This window comes from Orenia metallireducens (assembly GCF_001693735.1).
GTDB lineage: Bacteria > Bacillota > Halanaerobiia > Halobacteroidales > Halobacteroidaceae > Orenia > Orenia metallireducens.
Window position 1 is genome coordinate 44,786 of record NZ_LWDV01000005.1, and the last position, 17,676, is coordinate 62,461.

The following is a 17,676-nucleotide window of genomic DNA, read 5'->3' on the forward strand; positions in this document are numbered from 1 at the left end:
TGACCAAATGGGGAGGTGAAACGGATGAGAAAATACGAAACTATGTTTATTATTAAGTCTAATTTAGGTGAAGAAGCTACTGAAGCAGTAATTGAGAAGATGACTGGTGTTATTGCTAACAATGGTGGTGAAGTAGCTAATGTAGATAAAATGGGAACTAAAGAATTAGCTTATGAAATCAACAAAGATAAGACTGGATACTATGTACTAGTTAACTTTGCAGGAGAGCCTGCAACTGTTGAGGAATTAGAAAGAATTTATAAGATTGATGATAATGTCCTTCGTTACTTAATTTTAAGAGATGAATAATAACAAGGTGGTGTTTTATTTTGCTTAATAAAGTTGTTTTAATTGGTAGATTGGGAGCTGATCCGGAACTAAGATATACTCCTAATGGAACCGCAGTATGTAACTTTACTCTCGCAGTACAACGAGATTATACAAATTCCCAAGGTGAACGGGATGTAGATTGGGTTGATATTGTCGTTTGGAGAAAGCAAGCAGAAAATTGTGCAAACCACCTAGAAAAAGGAAGACTAGTTGCTGTTGATGGAAGATTACAGGTTCGTTATTACGAGACCAATGAGGGACAGAGAAGAAAGGTTACAGAGATTGTAGCAAATAATGTTACCTTCTTAGAATGGGGTAATAATAATTCTAATAGAAATGATAACAATAGTAATAATAACATACAATCTATGGAAGAAGATATAGAAGTCCCTTTCTAAAAAGTTAAAAGGAGGGAAAAACAGATGGCTCGAGGAAGAAGAAAATCTTGCGATTTTTGTGCCAATAAAGTAGATAAGATTGATTATAAGAGAATCAATATTCTACGTAAATATATAACAGACCGTGGTAAAATCTTACCAAGAAGAATTTCTGGTAATTGTGCAAAACACCAAAGAGAATTAACTAGTGCTATTAAGAGAGCTAGAAATATCGCTTTATTACCTTATAAAATTGATTAATAAATGGGGGGCAATCTATGCCTCCTTTTATTTTACTTTGCAGGAAAAAATATACTTAGAGAGAATTAAGTTATAGATGTTGGTTGTTATATTGCTTTACTAGGAGGTTCCTCATGAAGAAGTTCAACTCTATCGAGGGTTCTATAACTAAAAATTTGAAGATAATAGAATGGTTAAAGACGGAGATATTGAGTAATGTTTCTTTACTATTTAAACTAATGATTAAACAAAATGAAGCGAAATTATTAGAAATTTTAACTAATATAATTATGTCTACATATTTATTGGCTAAGAGATTGGGGTATTCCTTCGATCAATTAGATAGAAAATTAGAAAAGCAATTGGAACTAAATATTGATGATAAACACCAAATAGAAGCTTGGTATGGTGATTTAAGTGATTTGCTAGAACATCTAAAAGATAGAACTTGAGGTGTGTAAGAATGCAAAACAAAGTAATAATAGATAGTATACTATTTGCAATGATAACTGTGATAATAATTGTTTTGGGGTCTTTCTTGCCTTTTGTTGGGATTTTAGCTCCACTTCCTTTGGTTATTCTAGCTGTTAGAAAGGGGAGTAAATCTAGCATTATATCCAGTCTTTTTGTTGCTCTTATATTAGCAGCTTTAGTCAATCCTTTAACTTCTTTAATATTTATTTTTACAATAGGGTTTATTGGAGTGGCAATGGGAGCAGCTTTTGAAGAGGAATTCTCATCAAAGGTAATCATATTAGTTGGAACTTTATCTAGTTTTTTATCATTAATAATAATTTTAGTATTATTTACTTATTCTTTAGATATAGATATTATTTATGAGTTTAAGGAAGTTTTACAGTCTTCTTCTGGTATTTATCAAGAGTTAGGGCTACCAGAGGAGTATTCAATCCATGCTGACGAGATAATAACTCAAATTATTAACTTCCTTAAGGTTACATATCCGTCATTTTTTATGTGTGCTGCTATAGTAAATTCAGTGATAAATTATTATTTTAGTAGCTTAATTCTTAATAGATTGGGCTATAAATATAAATTACAATTTTCTTTTAGAAAACTTAGATTTTCTAAATTTTTAGCTATTATATATATCTTATCAATTATTTTCCTTGAAAATATCATTGGAGAAAATGTTTTTATAGTACTTACTTTCTTACTATTTATAGAAGGTTTGTCTGTTATTTACTATTTATTTAGTTTTAAGAATAACAGAACATCTGGAATGTTGTTTATAATTGTTTCTATTACTTTTTTATTTATACCTATAGTTAATGTTTTCATTTCATTGATTATCTTATTAATAGGCTTTTTAGATATTTGGATTGATTTTCGTAAATTACATAAAAGTTAGTCTCTTGTTAGTAATAGATTGTTGTCAAGGCTAAATAGTTATTATATAATAACAGATAATGGAGGGGTATTATGAAAGTCATCTTACAAAAAGACGTTAAAGGACTAGGTAAAAAAGGAGAGGTTGTTAATGCTTCTGATGGTCATGCACGAAACTATCTCATTCCACGTGGTTTAGCAAAAGAAGCTAATGAAGGAAATATTCATAATTTGAAACAGAAAAAGAGTGCTAGAAGAAGAAGAAAAGAGAGAGAATTAGATGAGGCAAAAGAGCAAGCCAAATCTCTAGAAGGTAAAATATTTACTTTTAAGGTTAAAGCTGGAGAGAATGGTAGGTTATTTGGTTCAGTAACGACAAGTGATATTGCAGATAAGATTGAGCAAGAAACTGGAGAAAAGATTGATAAACGTAAAATAGATTTAGATGATAATATAAGAACTTTAGGGACTAAAAGAGTAACTATAAAGTTACATAAAAATGTAACTGTTGATGTAAAAGTTAAAGTGACCGAAGCCTAATGATTTAGAAAGGAGATTCTATGTTAGATAAACGAACTCAAGATGAGAAAGGGCAGTTAGAGCATAAAATTACTGCCCTTTTTGACCTTTTATCAGAAATATATGGAACAGAAAAGTTATTATTAAAGGCAGGTAAATTAGATATATTAGACATATTAGAATCTGAAGATATTGAAGATCAATTGGTTGCTTTACAGAAAATAATTTTAGATCATCCGATGTTAGATAAAGTTCCTGATGAGTTTGAAGATAAATTAAAGCTTTTAAAAGAATTAGAAGATATTTTGATTGATGATTTAGCAAAAAAATCAATCAAGGAAGAATTGGAAGAGAAAATTAATAAGAAGCTAGAGTTAAGGCATCAAGAATATATTAAAGAGATAAAAGAAGAAATTATAAATGAAGAAAGTAAAGATGATGTAGTTGATAACCCAGCTACTTTAAAGAAATATATTGAACTTGAGTGTTTGGAAAATAAAGGGCTTAATGTCTCAGCAACTAATTTATTAAGACCTAAATCTTTAAAAGAGATTGTTGGTCAAGAGAGAGGTATTAAGGCTCTACTTGCTAAATTATCCTCACCTTATCCTCAACATATTATTATTCATGGTCCACCAGGTGTTGGAAAGACTACAGCTGCTCGTTTGGCATTAGAGATTGCTAAAGAGAGAGACAGAACACCTTTTGGTGAAGATGCTAATTTCATTGAAGTTGATGCAACTACATTACGTTGGGACCCCCGAGAAGTAACAAATCCATTATTAGGTTCTGTTCATGACCCTATCTATCAAGGTGCTAAGGGTAAGTTGGCACAAGAGGGGATTCCAGAACCAAAATTAGGACTAGTAACTAAAGCCCATGGAGGGGTATTATTTATAGATGAGATTGGAGAGTTAGATCCAATACTACAAAATAAATTATTAAAGGTGTTAGAGGATAAAAGAGTATATTTTGATTCATCTTATTATGATCCTGATGATGAGAATGTTCCACAATATATCAAAAAACTCTTTAAAGACGGAGCTCCAGCCGATTTTATTTTAGTAGGAGCAACAACTAGAAGTCCACAGGATTTAAATCCTGCTTTACGTTCTAGGACTACTAGTATATTTTTTGAACCTTTAACTAAAGATGATATAATCAGGATTATTGATCAAGCTGCTGATAAGTTAGATATGAAGGTAGCTAAGGGAGTTGCTGAGTTAATTAGTGAATATACAATTCAAGGAAGAAGTGCTGTTAATATTTTAATAGATGCTTATAATTTAGCCTTGTATTATCAAGAGGATAAGATTACTACTAAAGAGGTTTTAGAGGCTGTTAAGTTAAGTAGATTGGTTCCTATAAATAAGAAAGAGGCTAGTAATAAAAGTCAAGTAGGTAGGGTTTTAGGATTGGGTGTTAGTGGGTTTTTAGGTTCAGTGTTAGAAGTAGAGGCTATCGCTTTCCCAGCTAGTAAAGAAGGGAAGGGAAGTTTACGTTTTAATCAGACAGCAGGTAGTATGACCAAAGATTCTATCTTTACTGCTGCTTCTGTAATCCGTAAGGTAACTGGTAAGGAGATTGGTGATTATGATATCCATGTTAATATTATTGGTGGGGGTCAAGTAGATGGACCTTCTGCTGGTTCAGCGATCTCAGTAGCAATTATCAGTGCTTTGGAGAATATTGCTGTTCGTCAAGATATAGCAATTACTGGTGAAATTTCATTGCATGGTAAGGTTAAGCCAGTAGGAGGCGTTATTGAAAAAATTTATGGTGCATACCAAGCTGGTGTTAAAGAGGTTTTGATTCCAGTTGATAATAAAGTAGACTTAGAGGATATGAAGATTAAAGTAAGCCCAGTAGTAGATATCCAAGAAATCTTGGATAAGATGTTGGATGGCTAGAAGGAGGTTACATGATGGAAGAGATGGATAGAGTTCCTCCAAATAGTATAGATGCTGAAAAATCTACATTAGGGTCTATGTTGTTAGACAGGGATGCCATAGCTAAGGTAATTGAAATATTAAAACCTAAAGATTTTTATCGAGAAGCTCATACTATTATATTCAATGCAATAAATCGTTTATTTGACAAAGGAGAGCCTGTTGACTTAGTTACAGTCAGTGAGGAATTAAAGGAAACAGGACACTTAGAAGCAGTTGGAGGAGCTTCATATATTACCTCTTTAGTTAATAGTGTTCCTACGGCAGCTAATGTGGAGCATTATGCTAAGATTGTAGAAGAAAAAGCAATTTTAAGAAGATTGATTAAAACTGCGGATCAGATTGCTCAATTAGGATATAAAGGGGATCAAGAGATAGATAATATTTTAGATCAATCAGAACAGTTGGTTTTTAACCTTTCCCAAAGGAGAACGGTTCAAACCTTTGATGGAATTAAGGATATCTTAATGGATACCTTTGATAATTTAGAGAAGTTGTATAATAATAAAGGTGATGTAACAGGAATTGCTACTGGATTTAGGGATTTAGATAAGATGACATCAGGGTTACAGCCATCAGACTTAGTGATTTTAGCTGCTCGTCCTAGTATGGGAAAGACTGCATTGGCTTTAAATATTGCTCAACATGCAGCTGTAAAGGAGAAGAAGTCAGTAGCTATCTTCTCTTTAGAGATGTCTAAGTCACAGTTGGTACAGAGAATGTTATGCTCTGAGGCACAAGTAGATAGCCATCGTTTAAGAACAGGATTTTTAAATGAGAATGATTGGCGGAGAATCTCTCAAGGTGCTGGGCGTTTAGGTGAGTCTAAGATATTTATAGATGATACTCCAGGTATTACAGTAATGGAGATGAGGGCTAAAGCAAGAAGAATTCAAGCTGAGCATGGTTTAGATTTAATCTTAATTGACTATTTACAGTTGATGACTGGTGGATCAAGTTCTGAAAGTAGGCAACAAGAAGTTTCTGATATATCTCGTTCCTTAAAAGGTTTGGCTCGTGAACTTAATGTTCCTGTTGTATCATTGTCTCAGCTAAGTCGTGCAGTAGAACAGCGTAATGACAAACGACCTCAACTTAGTGACTTACGTTCTAGTGGTTCTATTGAGCAGGATGCTGATGTAGTAGCATTTATTTATCGTGATGATTATTATAATCCAGATTCTGAACGTGCTGGAATTACAGAGATAATTATTGGTAAGCAACGTAATGGTCCAGTAGGTACTGTTGAATTGGCTTTCCAAAAAGAGTATACGAAGTTTGTTGATTTATCTAAAAGAGAAGAAAAATAAATTTGAAAGGGTAAAATAATCATTCGATTATTTTACCCTTTCTTAATTAAAGATGTAAGATTCAAGGAATATGGTAATTTGTGTCGAAAAATATAAACGAAGATATTAGTGAATATTTTTAAATTAAAAATTTAGTTGGTGATATAAAATGGATAAACTCAACAAATCAAGTATGTACCAAATGATAGTTATTATATTAATGCAAACAATGTTATTGTTATTTATGGCGACATGGAAGGAGATTGATTTATTTGGAATCTCTTATGATAAACTACTGAATATAGTAATTTTTGTGGTGGTTGGTTTGTCTCTACTATCGCTTATTGTGGTTAAAGAGATATATAAGGTGATAGAGTATGAGACTGAATTTAAGATTCAACAGATTAAATTAGAGGAGAATAAGAGGTTAATACAGACTTTAAGAAGTCAAAAACATGATTTTTTAAATCATTTACAGACAATCTATGGGATGGTACAACTTAATAAGCAGGATAAAGTCAAGGAGTATATTAAGTCTTTAAATAATGACTTGTCTGAAATTAAATTTACCAGTGATGGTCTATCCAACTCTATTCTAGATTCAATCTTAATTCCTAAAAAGCTTGAAGCAATAAAGCAAGGTGTTTCATTTACTTATAAGGTTGAAAGAGGGGTTGAAGATGTTGATTTTCCTCTAGATAAGTTATTTAGAATCGTCTCTAACTTGGTTGATAATGCTATTGACGCTATGGAAGGGTTTAATGGTAAGAAGGAGATTAGGTTGATAGGAAAGAATAATGGTGATAATTATCATTTATCGGTTTACAACATAGGTCCTATCATAGAAGAGGAGCTACAGCACCAAATCTTTGAACCAGGTTTTTCTACTAAAGGAGATGGGAGGGGTTTTGGGCTACATATTATTAAGTCCTTAATTGAAGAGAGAGAAGGGAAATTAGAGTTAAAGAGTGAAGCTGGTTTTGGAACTGAATTTACTTGTATCTTAAAGAAAAAATGAAGGTATAGAGTTGTCCAACTTCAGAATGAAATTTAAATTAATATGTGATTTTTAGTACTTAATAAAAAATCTTAAAATAATTTTTGCTACGGAACCTGAGTGTCTTTTATCCGTGTTAGTCTATAGTTAAAGTATGTTTTGAATTTACTTTAGATTTACATATCTATATGGATAAACAACCATAAAAAGAAATTTGAAGCCTTAATTTTACTACACGTCCTGAGGGTAATTTTCCCCAAGTAAGTACTCTTGGGGTGAATCTACAGGAATTAACACTAATGAATGATTAAAAATTCTTTAAAACCCAAATATTACTAAATTGATTTTACAGATATTTTAAGACTTTATCTTTTTACTGATTACTACTTACTGTTATTCAACCTTACTTTAATTAAATTTTGTTCTAAAGTTGGGTTGAGCAAGGAGGATTAAATGGAATTATCACTTATTAAGATTATATTAGTGGTTTTGCCTGAAAGCTTATTATTTAGCTATGTAAGCTTAGGATTGATTGGAATTAAGACTAAAGTAATAAATCATTTCAAGATAACTATATTTTTTACTTTTTTCCTAGTAATTGTTAGAAATATATTGGGGCTGTATGGCTTGCATGTGATTTTAGGAGCTTTGTTTTTAAGCTTAGTTTTAAAAGTAATAGTAAAAATTGACTGGAATATGGCGTTGATAGCTACATTGTTAATTTATATACTATCCTTTTTGGGGGAAATTATTGTGGCAGAAATCTTATCTTATTGGAATTTTGAAGCGGTGGATTTTATTAGTGGTGATAGTTTAAGTAAATTTTTGACCTTCTTTTATTTAAGTAGGGTGCCTCTAGTAATAGCTGCTATAAAGATTTATTGGGGAGAGGTGAATCTCTTGAAAATTTAAGAGATTGAATAGAGAGAGTAATAATTAATTTTTGGCAATAAATTGGTTGACTTCTTGCTTAAAAGAAGATTGGGAGGAAGGATGGATGGAATTATCGATTATTCAACTTGTATTCAGTACCTTTCCTGAAGGATTATTGATTGGCTATGTAGGTTTGGGATTGGTAGGAATTAAACTTAAAGTAATTGACTATATCAAGATATCGATTATAGATATGATTTTTTTAATAGTTGTCAGAAATATATTAAAGCTATATGGTTTACATGTGATTTTAGGAGTTTTATTTTTGAGCTTACTTTTTAAGGTGATAGTAAAAATTGAGTGGGAGCTGGCGCTGATAGCGTCCTTATTGGCTTATATTCTACTGTTCTTAGGAGAGCTGATTCTGGCGACAATCTTATCTTATTGGCAATTTGAAGTGGTAAGTTTTATTAATTGTAATGATTTAGTCAAGTTTATGATTTTTTCTTATTTGAGTAAATTACCTTTACTGATTTCTGCTGTAATGATTTATCTGGGAGATATAAATCTTTTTAAGAGCTATGTGTTGAAGAGATGAGCTGAATTATAGTTATAAATTAGAAGATTAAGGCTAGTTTTTGCTTAAAAGAAGATTAAGGGGGAAAGATAAATGGAATTATCGTTTATTCAGCTTATATTGGCTATTTTACCTGAGTCACTATTAATTAGTTATGTTGGTTTAGGGTTGTTGGGTATTAGAGTTAAAATGGTTGATTATATCAAGATATCAGTTATATACATATTTTTTTTAGTAATTATTAGAAATATATTTAAGTTGTATGGGTTACATGTAATCTTAGGATTTTTATTTTTTGTAGTTCTCTTCAAGATAATAGTTAAAGTTGATTGGCATATTTCGATTATATCTTCTTTAGTAGGTTATATTATATCTTTTTTAGGAGAAGTATTGATTATGCCCCCAATCCTTGATTGGTTAAAGTTAGATCTGGTAAGAATCTTTAATGGTAATTTGATTAAATTCTTGGTTTTCTTTTACTTAGCTAAACTCCCATTAATGATTGCTGCAATCTTGATTTACCTGTGTGATTTTAGTATTATTAGCATAGATAGAGAGATGGAGAATCTGTGAATTGAGCCTCAACCTTGGATTAGTTATACTTCCTTTGGTAAATAATTAAGGATAAAGATTATACTCTTATTGATTGTTCCCTAGCTTATTGTAGCTAGGGATTTTTAGATTAAATAATAAGAGATTTGTTTGATGGAGATAATTAGTTGAATTCGATGTTAATCTTTGCTATTAGAGTACATAATTATTCCTAAAGGGACAGATTTAATCATTTAAATTGGTCTAATCTGCTTGAAACAATAAATTAAAGTATTTTATTGCAATATTTTACATAAAGTGATATAATTACAATATAGAGAAGATAGAGGAGAAATTAATCTGGAAAAATATGTTCCTTTCTATATCTTTGCTAGATACCTTTAAAAGGAAAACTTAATCTAAAAAGGAATAATAATATCTAATTAGCGGGGGTGAAAGATGGACAAGTTAGGATTGTTAAGTAATAAAGTAGTTGCTTATTATTATAGAGATTACTCTGATGATGAGAGAGAGATAATGGGTTATGGGCTGAGGATGATATTAGTAACTATCATCGACTTACTAGCAGTAGTGGTTTTAGGGGGAATTGTCGGTGTACCTGGATTGGCAGTAACTACTGTAATTAGTATCGGTATAATTAGAAGGTTCTCAGGGGGGTTTCATGCCTCTACCGTTCTAAGGTGTGCTTTATTGGGGGCGGTGGTCTCTGTGGGGTCAGGACTTTTAGCCGATTATTTAGCAGTAAGTATAGATAGGGAAATTATCTTTATATTGTTATGGATGGTACTGTTAGTAGGGGCTATTCTCATTTATTGTTATACCCCAGCAGGGGTGAAGGAGAAACCACTGACTTCTCTACCTAAACGGGTTAGGTTAAAGATCTATTCTTTTGTTGTTTTCTTTATTGTATTAGTGATTGATTTTAGTTTATATTTAACATTAGAGGTAGATAGCTATGTCTTAAGTAGTCTATTTGGGGTTATTTGGCAGATGTTTACTATAACTCCGCTAGCTTATAAATTATTTAATAAAGAGTATATAAGGGTAGATAGTATAAGAAGGGGGGTGAGTCGATGAAGGTAAAAGAGATTGTGGCTAAGCTGTTAAAGAGATCAGCTGAGCAGAATGTAGCTGCTGCATGCACTATGGGATCTTACCAACCTGAGTTGCCTGAGGCTTTAAAAGAAGATAAGTAAGAGTTAAATTAAAACTGGTCCTTAGCTAGGGATCAGTTTTAATTTTTTTATTTCTCTTCTTAATAATTTATTATTTTTCAAATCTATAGATTAGGAGGTGATTGAATTTGTGAAAAGATAGAATAGCTTATTACTAATCTCATTAATAATATTTATATTTATCTTCATTTAAATAAAACTTAAGCCACATGCTTTAGCTTGTGGCGAGATTATATCAGAAAAAGGGGGAGAATTGAATAAAATGAAAATATGTAATAAAATACTAGTCTTACTTATATTATTCACTTTAGCTTTTACGCTGACTGCTTGTCAAGTAGAACAGACTAGACAAGACCAGCAAGTAATAAAGCCAGAAGATATACCAGAGTATGTATTAGTACAAGAAAGATTAATAGATTCAGATGGAAAAGTTTATGGTACAGTAGATTATGACTATAATGATTATGGTCAAATAATTGAGGTGATTTACAAAAATGAAGCTGGTAAGGTAATAGAGCATAAGAAGTATAGATATAATGATAAAGGCTTACTAGTAGAGAGAAAAGTACTTAAAGTAGTAGATGATTGGACTAAGTACTCTTGGAGAGGAGGGACTTATGATTTAAAAGAATTGAATAAAAAGAGAGTAGTCCATGAAAATATGTACTTAAATAAAGGGACAAGTAGCTATCAATACAATGATAAGAATCAACTAGTATATTTTGAAGAGAAGAATGAAGAAGGTAAGAAAGTTAGATGGATGAGGTTTAAGTATCATAGTAATGGAAATATAAAATCAAGATATACAGAGCATGCTAATGGTTATAAAGAAGAGTATTATTTTGATGAAGACGGAAAGTGGATAAAAAGAATAAAAAATGAATACCATGGAAAAAAAATAGAAACAGCAAAACGAGATAAATATGGAAATGTTACAGAAACAACTGAAAAAAATGAAGAAGGAGAAGTTACTGATAAGGCATTCTTTAAAAATGAATATAAAGATGGAACATTAAGGAAATCAATTGTAGAAGATGATTATGGTTCATTTATATTTGAATATGATGAAGATGGGAATAAAACGAAATATATACAGAAAAGTAGAAGTGGGATGATATTAGATTGGGAAGAATATAAATATAATGATAAAGGAAAGCAAGTTTTACGTATAGTAAAGAATGAGGACGGTAAAATCATAGGTAAGTATAAGACAATATGGGAATATGATAAAAATGATAACATAATAAAAGGACAAGGGATTAATTTATTAAAAGAAGATGCAAAAAATAGTTGGAAGGAATATCAATATAAAAAATTAAACTAGAAGAAAGGAAAAAATATGAATAGAGAAGAAAAGTTAATAGAAAATATCAATAAAAGAATAAATGATTTAAAAATTAAAAGTGGTAAAGTAGTTGGTTTTGGAAGAGATTATGATGAAGACCTTGAGGAATTTATGAATTCAGGACACTTTTATCTCTATGATGTAGAGAACGGTCAACCGATAGTATCTTCTGAAATTGAATTAGTTCCTTATAATTGGAATGATGGTGATAGTGAAAGAGAAAATCTAAGAAAAGCAAATAAAGAAGCCGATGATTACACCCAAGCTTTCAACGCTAATGACCAGGAAGCAAGAGATATGTTAGAGAATGACTTATATTATTTATCAGATTGGGGGATGACCTTTGCAGATTCTTGGGACAGTGCAGTTGAAGTTTTGGGAGAAAGTGTTAGTGAGGTAGCCTTAGGAATAAGTAAAGAGATTGGAAAGGATGGAGCTAAGGATGTAGTAGTAGGAATAGATGATACTGGAACTAGTAATTTAGTAGATAAAGGGGTCTATGCTAAAGAAGAGATTGAGAAAAAACAAGCTAATAATATAGCTGAAGCAATGAAACTTATGGCAGGAATAGTTTATAATGAAGCAGGAGAAGAATGGAAGTCTGGAACATACAGTGAATTAATAGAAAAAGTAAAGTTTGGTGAAAACATCTCCAAAGATCTTATTAAAAAGATTGCAGGTAATTTTGCTGCTGTTTATGGACCAGCGATATTAGAAGTAAGAAAACAACTGCGAAGTGGAATGATTACTGAAAGGGATTTCCTAAGAACACTAAATCGTGAAATACAACTAAATCGTATTGCAGCTAGAACCATGGGAATGATTATGTGTTTAGGAACTTCATTTATCAAAACCTGTATATTGCAGTTAGTTTTATTAGGTGGTACATTATGTTTGTCAGCTCAACCTCTTTCTATGGGTGTTAGAGAAGCAGTTAAGGGTAAGATGGAAGATGGTGAAGTCAATTCTAAACAAGTTGTTAAAGAGATTAAAAATGCTTTAGAAAAACAATTTAATCTAAAGAAATTATTCTTTGGAAACGATAATATCTCTATGTTATTTGCAACAAATTCAGAAGATAAGATGATAGCAGAGTTAGAGATTGACGGACCAGCAGTAGGAGATATGTTTGAAATAGTTGGCGAAAATCTAAAAGACCTTAACTTTAAAGGTGTTTTAAAGGGTCTTAACCCTCAAGATAAAGAAAAGTACAAAAATGAGGTCAAAGGAGTAAAATGCTACTATGGAAGTGTTCCGGCAATCGGTAATTTAATGATTCAAGAAGATGAGAATGGTAGAGACCAGAACTTTGTAGCTTTCTTTGAGTTTAGTAATCCCATCTATTCAGAAGGGGTTAGTCATTCTGGATATAAAGTTATCATGAATAAGATAATAGATAATGTCTTTAATAAGAAAACTAATCAAGCAACAGGAGAAGAAGAGTATGTATTGACCTCCTTTAAAGATGTAGAGTATAAGAAAGATGTTCCAAGATTAATCCATAGCCTCGATAGTGACAAGAAGAATCAAATTATTATCCATACCTATAAAATAGGAGAAAAACATGTTGTCTTTTTCCCTTTTGAAGCCAAAAGAACAGTCCGTAATTTAGCACCAGACTCCTATTTTGGAAGATTGAAAAAATTTGGTGATAATTATTTAAGGAAATTATTAAAACAAGGTATAGAGGTTGGTGAAGGTTGGGATAGGGTAAATTGGGACTATTATTTAATAACTCACATAAGTATACTGGACAAGCAGGCAGCAGAATATAATCTAGATTTAGAAAAGAATCAGATAACTTATAAAGATATTTTAGATAAAAAGTATAATCAGTTTATCTATGAAGATAATTATTTGAAAAAAGGTTTAACTGGAAATATTTTTAGTGATAATGAAAAAGACTTTAAAGATAATTATTTAATCTTATCAAGTAAGTATCAAGACCATCAATTTTTCAGCTCTACTTATAATATTTTAGAAGGAAGTTTAGAAGATAAAAAAGGAGATAAAGTAGACTTATTATTAAAACTACTTAACTTAAAAGAAGATAAAGATCCTAGTGATAAGTTTGAATATTTGGCTGGTTTTGGAGCTAGAAAAGATTATGGTGATGGTAATAAGGGAATTGGAGATATTTTGATTAATGGTCATAAAGTGGGTCAAAATTTAAATTTAAAGAAGAAACTTGTTCGAGAAGAAGATGAGAGAGTAGAGTATGAGGAAGAGATTTATAAGGATGAGGATAAAAAAGAGGTTCTCTTTACTGTAGAATATAAATATTATCCTAAATCGAACAATCTAATTATAAATTATGGAAAAGGAGATTCTTTAAAGATTGAAAACTTTAAAAATAATGATTATGGAATCTTCTTGCCAAAGGTTTATAATGTAGTACATGGTAGCTTTGGTTCTAATAAGCAAGGTGTTGGTGAGCCAGCCTTTGTACAAGAAACTGAAGAAATAAAAGAGTATTTAGGTAAAGGCGGAGAAGCGATAACATTAGATGGTCAAGTAATAGGAAGAGAGATTGAATTTATAGGAGAAGCTGGTTCTGCTCAAGGCAAAGAATATTACCTTTATTCTGATAAGGAATTTGAAGATATATATTATCTGTATACATTGGATGGAAATATGGTATTAATTCAATATGGAGATTATTCAGGTAATCAAGGGGAGGTTTTATATAAAAACTCTATTTTAATAGAAGATTTCAAAAATGGAGATTTTGGATTAAGATTTGAAGTTGAATATCCAGTTTTATATGGAAGGGATAATGTAGTAAATGTAAACAATTATCATAAAGAATATAAGTTTGATGAAGGGAACAATTGTTATATCTATAACGATTCTAATGGGGAAGGAACTATCTTTATAAATGGCTCTAGTAGTAGAGAAGTAGATATTAGGAACTATTTAAGAAATAATAAGCAGAATGAATTTAAAGACAATTATAGGAATTATTATTTATTAAAAGGTACTACTTTAACTATAAAATATGGACAGACGCTAGTTATTTCTGATCCTGAAGGAACAGTTCAGAAGAATAAAGAAGAGGGATACACTATAGAAATCAAAAAATTTAGAAACGGAGATTATGGTATTAATTTACCAATTCAGATAGGCTATTTAAGTGGGAGTGGAGGACAGAGTGCTTAAGATAAGGAGGCTTTTATTATGGAGATAGTATATGGTTTTAAGAAGGACAAAAATAATGATTATAAAGAAGATAGCAAACAAAGAGAAGGGAAAGCTAAAATAAAACTTGGTGATACTTTAATAGGTAAAGGAATAAAAGCTAAAGAGAATTCGAAAAATGAGTATATTGATATTTATGGCAATGAGTATGAAAAACTATCTAATGATGAGTTGATGATTATAATTAATTCAGAAGAAGATCTGAAAGGTAGTCAATTGCCGATAGAAAATTTCCAAGAAGGAGATTTTGGTTTATGGCTTGAAGAACCAGCTCCTTATTACTTAGAAGGTGATAAGATAGTTACTAAAGATGGGAAAAAGGCTTCTAAGGAGGATGTTTTAGCTTTAGAAGAGAATAAATTCCTAGATGAAGATAATAGAATTCAAAATGAGTTCTTATGGATTTATGCTGGAGAGAAGATAAAATTTCCTGAGGAAGTAAAGGAAGAACAAACTCAAGAAGAAGAGAGTCAAAAAGATAAACAAGACCAAAGTACTACTAGGACTGTGGCAGGAGGTACAAGCAGTAGCAGTCAATCCAAGTCAGAAAATCAAGAGAGTAATAAGCAAGAAAGTAAAGAGAGTAGCTCTCCTACTAGCTTAGGGGCTAGTGGAAGTAAGTTATATGTCTGTGCAGGGGCTAAGTTAGAGTGTAGTCAAGGCGACAAAGAAGGGTCACTAAAAGTGGTAGCAGGTCATAACATTAAGATGCAAGGTAACTTGGTAGCTACTATGATGGATTATAAGCCTATGGCTAATATTCAGCCCTTTGGTAAATGCAAGAGCATGGCTAATCCTACGGTAGCAGCAGCTACAGCGGCTAATAAAGGAAAATTAAAGCCGATGCCTTGTGTACCCAATATCGTAGCACCTTGGACAGGTGGGAAGACAGATGTTAAGGTAGCAGGAAATCCTGCTTTGTTGGAAAGCTCCAAATTGACCTGTGCCTATGCAGGGATGATAAAGATTACTGATCCAGGTCAAGGTTTAGTTAAGGGATAGGTATGTATTTTTATAAGTAAAGATATCTTTTTAATTATTACAAAAATCATTACATAATTCCCAGTCCTCTCTGGGTTTATCAACTCTTTGTGCCCTACAGGTAATAAAATACCCTACGAGTAATAAGTTTCAATTACTCTTCGTACAAAACAAGTAAGGTGAGCTTCTCCTAATTTTAGGAGATATTTTTTATTGCGAAGTGGTCGTTAGACCTAGAGAGAAGAGGAAAGATAAAAGAGAAAAAACTCCCACTTTTCCTCAGATAAGAAGAGACTGGGCGGTAGCCCATTTTACTCTTGTCCTTTAACATAGTAAATTAATAAAATATACGAATATTAATAATTTAAAAATCATTAAAATTCGACTTATCGTTGACTTTTATTTAATTGTTTGCTATCATATTAATGTTGAATAATAATTTACTAACATTGAATCTTGGTTATTAACTATTGTTTATAAATTACTAGCTTATTTTAAATTTTATAAATGATAGTTAGTAACTGAAGTTTTTGATGATACAGTATTAAAATTAACTGCTAGGAGGATAGATAAATGATAAATAGATATACTTTGCCAAAGATGCAGAAAATTTGGGATGAAGAGAATAAATTTAATAAATGGTTGGATATTGAAATAGCAGTCTGTGAAGCTTTAACAGAGACTGGAGAGATACCTCAAGATGATATGGATAAAATTAGAGAGAATGCATCCTTTAGTGTAGATAGAATTAAAGAGATAGAAAGAGAGACTCGCCATGATATTTTGGCCTTCTTAACAGCTGTTGCAGAAAGTTTAGGAGAGGAATCCAAGTATATACATATGGGTTTGACATCCTCTGATGTTAAAGATACTGCACGGGCTTTACAGATGAAAGAGAGTTTAGAGCTGATATTAGATGATTTGCAGGAATTAAAGCAGGCTTTAGCTAGGCAAGCTAAAAAATATAAGATGAGAGTAATGATTGGACGGACCCATGGAGTACATGCTGAGCCAGTTACTTTAGGATTAAAGTTGGCTAACTGGTACTCAGAGGTTAATCGCCATATTGAACGGGTGGAACAATTGCTAGAGAGAATTAGTGTAGGGAAGATATCTGGAGCAGTAGGAACTTTTGCTAATATTAGTCCCAAGGTAGAAGAGTTAGCTTGTAAAAAACTAGGGATAAGAGCTGCTGCAATCTCTTCTCAGATTTTACAAAGAGACCGTCATGCTGAATACTTAAGTGTATTGGCTATTATCGCTAGTTCTTTAGATAAGTTTGCTACAGAGATTCGTAACTTACAGAGAACGGATATTTTAGAGATTGAAGAGAGCTTCAAAAAAGGTCAAAAAGGTTCTTCAGCAATGCCTCATAAGAAGAATCCAATTACTTGTGAAAGAATTTCCGGATTATCTAGAGTTCTTAAAGCAAATGCTAATGTAGGTTTTGATAATGTAAATCTATGGCATGAGCGTGATTTGACCCATTCTTCTCCTGAAAGGATAGTTTTACCTGATAGTAGTACTTTGATTGATTATATGTTAAATAAATTTACTGATGTAGTCGATAATTTAGCTGTATATGAAGAGAATATGGAAGCTAATTTAGCTAAGACTAAGGGGCTTATCTTCTCGCAGAAAGTAATGCTCTCTTTAGTAGATAAAGGACTATTAAGAGATGATGCTTATGCTATCGTACAACGTAATGCTCTTAAAGCTTGGAATAGTGAGAAGACCTTTAAAGAATTATTATTAGCAGATAGTGAACTAATGGAACATATGAATAAAGAAGAAGTAGAGCAGATATTTGATTATTCTTATCATTTAAAGAATATAGATGTGATTTATCAAAGACTTGGACTTGAATAATAATTTATAATTGACAATGTACAATAGATAAGCGTAAAGAGAGCTAATAATATTATTT

At 31.5% G+C, this 17,676-nt stretch carries 18 protein-coding genes; all 18 read left to right on the plus strand.

The genetic code is table 11. From position 1 onward, the window contains the following. Positions 1-24: 24 nt before the first annotated feature. Complete coding sequence (gene rpsF / locus U472_RS00825) at positions 25-309, plus strand: 30S ribosomal protein S6 (RefSeq protein ID WP_068714551.1); 285 nt, start codon at positions 25-27, stop codon at positions 307-309. A gap of 20 nt (positions 310-329) precedes the next feature. Further along, the gene (locus tag U472_RS00830) at positions 330-728 is read left to right on the plus strand and encodes a single-stranded DNA-binding protein (RefSeq protein WP_068714553.1); all 399 of its coding nucleotides are present in this window, start codon (positions 330-332) and stop codon (positions 726-728) included. Positions 729-752: 24 nt separating this feature from the next. Continuing rightward, positions 753-968: a 30S ribosomal protein S18 gene (rpsR, locus tag U472_RS00835; protein WP_068714555.1), complete on the plus strand. Its 216-nt coding sequence runs from the start codon at positions 753-755 to the stop codon at positions 966-968. A gap of 113 nt (positions 969-1,081) precedes the next feature. Continuing rightward, positions 1,082-1,399 carry a MazG-like family protein gene (locus U472_RS00840; RefSeq protein ID WP_068714557.1) on the plus strand — a complete coding sequence of 106 codons (318 nt, stop codon included), beginning with the start codon at positions 1,082-1,084 and terminating at the stop codon, positions 1,397-1,399. Between the two features lie 11 nt (positions 1,400-1,410). Continuing rightward, positions 1,411-2,316, plus strand: coding sequence for a DUF2232 domain-containing protein (locus U472_RS00845; protein WP_068714559.1), 906 nt, complete (start codon positions 1,411-1,413; stop codon positions 2,314-2,316). Positions 2,317-2,387: 71 nt separating this feature from the next. After that, entirely contained in the window at positions 2,388-2,834 is a 447-nt protein-coding gene (rplI, locus tag U472_RS00850; RefSeq protein ID WP_068714561.1) for a 50S ribosomal protein L9, read from the plus strand. Between the two features lie 20 nt (positions 2,835-2,854). Continuing rightward, positions 2,855-4,723, plus strand: a complete 1,869-nt coding sequence (lonC, locus tag U472_RS00855) for a Lon family ATP-dependent protease (RefSeq protein ID WP_068714563.1) — start codon at positions 2,855-2,857, stop codon at positions 4,721-4,723. A gap of 14 nt (positions 4,724-4,737) precedes the next feature. Beyond that, the gene (gene dnaB / locus U472_RS00860) at positions 4,738-6,072 is read left to right on the plus strand and encodes a replicative DNA helicase (RefSeq protein WP_068714565.1); all 1,335 of its coding nucleotides are present in this window, start codon (positions 4,738-4,740) and stop codon (positions 6,070-6,072) included. A gap of 148 nt (positions 6,073-6,220) precedes the next feature. Next, positions 6,221-7,069: a sensor histidine kinase gene (locus tag U472_RS00865; protein WP_068714567.1), complete on the plus strand. Its 849-nt coding sequence runs from the start codon at positions 6,221-6,223 to the stop codon at positions 7,067-7,069. A 432-nt stretch (positions 7,070-7,501) separates the two neighbouring features. Beyond that, positions 7,502-7,960 (plus strand): hypothetical protein, encoded by a 459-nt coding sequence (locus tag U472_RS00870; protein ID WP_068714569.1) that lies wholly within the window; start codon positions 7,502-7,504, stop codon positions 7,958-7,960. Between the two features lie 85 nt (positions 7,961-8,045). Continuing rightward, positions 8,046-8,519, plus strand: a complete 474-nt coding sequence (locus U472_RS00875; RefSeq protein WP_068714571.1) for a hypothetical protein — start codon at positions 8,046-8,048, stop codon at positions 8,517-8,519. A 72-nt stretch (positions 8,520-8,591) separates the two neighbouring features. Next, positions 8,592-9,071 carry a hypothetical protein gene (locus U472_RS00880; RefSeq protein ID WP_068714573.1) on the plus strand — a complete coding sequence of 160 codons (480 nt, stop codon included), beginning with the start codon at positions 8,592-8,594 and terminating at the stop codon, positions 9,069-9,071. Positions 9,072-9,488: 417 nt separating this feature from the next. Then, positions 9,489-10,127: an accessory gene regulator ArgB-like protein gene (locus U472_RS00885; protein WP_068714575.1), complete on the plus strand. Its 639-nt coding sequence runs from the start codon at positions 9,489-9,491 to the stop codon at positions 10,125-10,127. After that, the gene (locus U472_RS16065; protein WP_083189679.1) at positions 10,124-10,246 is read left to right on the plus strand and encodes a cyclic lactone autoinducer peptide; all 123 of its coding nucleotides are present in this window, start codon (positions 10,124-10,126) and stop codon (positions 10,244-10,246) included. Before U472_RS00885 ends, U472_RS16065 begins: the two co-directional genes overlap by 4 nt. Before the next feature lie 241 nt (positions 10,247-10,487). Continuing rightward, positions 10,488-11,549 (plus strand): RHS repeat domain-containing protein, encoded by a 1,062-nt coding sequence (locus U472_RS00890; RefSeq protein WP_068714577.1) that lies wholly within the window; start codon positions 10,488-10,490, stop codon positions 11,547-11,549. Positions 11,550-11,564: 15 nt separating this feature from the next. Further along, positions 11,565-14,729 (plus strand): hypothetical protein, encoded by a 3,165-nt coding sequence (locus U472_RS00895; protein WP_068714579.1) that lies wholly within the window; start codon positions 11,565-11,567, stop codon positions 14,727-14,729. A gap of 18 nt (positions 14,730-14,747) precedes the next feature. Next, positions 14,748-15,770, plus strand: coding sequence for a DUF4280 domain-containing protein (locus U472_RS16070; protein ID WP_218059016.1), 1,023 nt, complete (start codon positions 14,748-14,750; stop codon positions 15,768-15,770). Positions 15,771-16,322: 552 nt separating this feature from the next. Next, positions 16,323-17,618 carry an adenylosuccinate lyase gene (gene purB / locus U472_RS00905; protein WP_068714581.1) on the plus strand — a complete coding sequence of 432 codons (1,296 nt, stop codon included), beginning with the start codon at positions 16,323-16,325 and terminating at the stop codon, positions 17,616-17,618. The last annotated feature ends 58 nt before the right edge of the window (positions 17,619-17,676 follow it).